A 2,555-nucleotide genomic window follows, 5' to 3' on the forward strand; every position below is an offset into this window, starting at 1 on the left:
CTAAAAAGGAGGACATATCATCAAAGTGTTGAATTAGAGACATAAAAAAAATCCGATACTATTTCTAATATCGGATTGTGAAGCTATGAAAAGATCAGTCAAGTGATCATAAAAATATGCTTAACTGATCTGCATTAAGCGACTTGCTCGGTTTTATTACTTTGATACTTTATGACTTAATTTTAGCTTTTAAAGATAGCGCCTCTTCTTGCACTTCTTCTGGGCCATTGGCAATCACATCTTCAATTGCCTCTAACGCAGAATCAAAATCATCTATTTCGATATACGCTCGCGCTAAATCAAGCTTGGCAGAGTAACCCCCACTTTCAGCATCAACATCTGTAGGGTTATCACCTGCAAGCAAGTCATTAAAATCGCTAAGACCCACATCCATATCAACATCGTCATATGGTTCAAAATCAAGCGCTTCATCATCACTCTGTTCAAGCAATGAATCTATATCAACAAACTCATCGTCTGTTTGCTTAGAGGCTTGTTCATCTGAGGGTTCAATATCAGTTGAAAAGTCACTTTCGTCTGCGGCTTCAACTTGCAGGTCTTCATTTAACAGTGCATTGAAATCAACGTCGAACTCACTGGCATCCGTTATGTCTGTTTCATCCGGTTCGGCTAGCTCATTAAGCAATGCATCAAAATCTGTTTGCGTCAGATCTGCCATAAAATCATCATCGATTTCATCATCTGAAAGCTCACCGATACCGTCACTATCCGCAAGCGTAGATTCAATATCAGCCAGTGTTTGCGCATTATCTGCAACACTTTCTAGTTCAGCCTCTTCTAACTCAAACTCTTGTAAATCATCAAGCTCTGGTAGCGGGTCATCTACTGTTACTTTATTTTCAAGTTCAGCAGAGTCACTTTCAGGCTCAAATGCATCAGCTTCAGTGAATTCATTATCGAGCAAAAGATCATCATCAAAGTCATCTTCAAGCTGGTCAAGTTCATTGCCACCTGCGAGTGAGTTAGCTAGATCTTGCTCTGCTTGGCTCGGCTTTATCGTATCTTCGTTTTTGAGCTCTGTGTCATTATCATCTAACTCAAAACCTGCTTCATCTAACTCAAGTTCTGGGTATTCCTCCAGTTCTTGGCTTGGTGTCACCGTATCTTGCGTTAAAGGTTCGTCTTCAATGTCTAAATCAAATTCATCGGTTAACTCGTCCTCGGCAAGCGGGTCGTCACCTAAATCAATTTCAACCTCTTCAAAGTCCTGCTCAGGTTCATCAATAGACCAATCTGGTGGGGCAACATAGTCTTCGTCTTCACCGATTTCGTTGAGCAGTTCATCAACACTTTTTAATGCCGGATCATCATATTCATCTAAGCGGTCATCTTCGTCTAACAGCTCATCACTGTCTTCATTAAATTCCTGATGCAGAGCTTCATCAATGTCTACTTCTTCTGTGCTATCAACTAATTCAGATGCCACTGATTCTACATTCATGTCATCAATTGCTTGATCAGCATCAGCAAGATCAGCTAATGAGTCTTGTAGATTTTCGTTATGCTGCGCGTTGTTGTCTTCTTCGTTCGATAGGTCAGAGATTTGCGCTTCTGTCTCTTGCTTAAGCTCATTTGCTTCTTGAATGAGTTCATCAATATCATCGAGATCATCGTCTTCAGTAATCAGCGAATCATCTAACTCATCTTCATCATTAAGTGTATCGACGCCTGTCTCTTCATCGGCTTCATCTTGATCGGTTTCGACTTCATCAAGTAATGAATCAATGTCGTCAATATCAAGCGCGTCATCAAGCTCATTTTCATCAACCTGTTCATCGAACTCAGGTTCTTCATCGACTAATGGCTCTTCACTCTGCGCGTCTTCAATTGCAGCTTCATCCGTTGCAACCTCATCAAGTAGTGAGTCAATGTCGTCAACATCAAGTGCATCGTCTAGCACGTCTTCGTCAACAGACTCGTTTTCATCAACCAACGCATCTTCATCAACTAGATCGTCAACTTGAGGTTGGTCGTCAGCTTGAGGCTGGTCATCCTCTTCTGGCTCTTCACTGAGTGTTTGTTCAGTCGTAGCTTCATCAGTTGAGGCTTCATCCAATGCAACGTCATCAAGGAGTGAGTCAATGTCATCAACATCTAGCGCATCGTCTAGTTCATCTTCGTCAACTAGCGCGTTTTCATCAACCAACGCATCTTCATCAACTAGCTCGTCAGTTTGAGGCTGGTCATCAACTTCAGGCTCTTCACTGAGTGCTTGTTCAGTCATGACTTCATCTGTTGCAGCTTCATCCATTGCAACGTCATCAAGGAGTGAGTCAATGTCGTCAACAGCGAGTGCATCGTCTAGTTCATCTTCGTCAACTAGCTCGTTTTCATCGACCTGTTCGTCAGTTTGAGGTTGGTCATCCTCTTCAGGCTCTTCACTGAGAGTTTGTTCTGTTGCGGCTTCATCCATTGCAACGTCATCAAGGAGTGAGTCAATGTCATCAACATCGAGTGCATCGTCTAGTTCATCTTCGTCAACTAGCTCGTTTTCATCGACCTGTTCGTCAGTTTGAGGCTGGTCATCAACTTCA

At 42.3% G+C, this 2,555-nt stretch carries 1 protein-coding gene; it reads right to left on the bottom strand.

Going from position 1 to position 2,555, the window contains the following annotated elements:
• Positions 1-169: 169 nt before the first annotated feature.
• On the bottom strand, positions 170-2,555 hold a 2,386-nt coding region (locus JIG41_RS14680), incomplete at its 5' end, for a FimV/HubP family polar landmark protein (protein WP_283246077.1).

Origin of the sequence: Pseudoalteromonas sp. bablab_jr011 (assembly GCF_016464045.1) — a bacterium.
In the GTDB taxonomy this organism is placed as follows: Bacteria; Pseudomonadota; Gammaproteobacteria; order Enterobacterales; family Alteromonadaceae; genus Pseudoalteromonas; species Pseudoalteromonas lipolytica.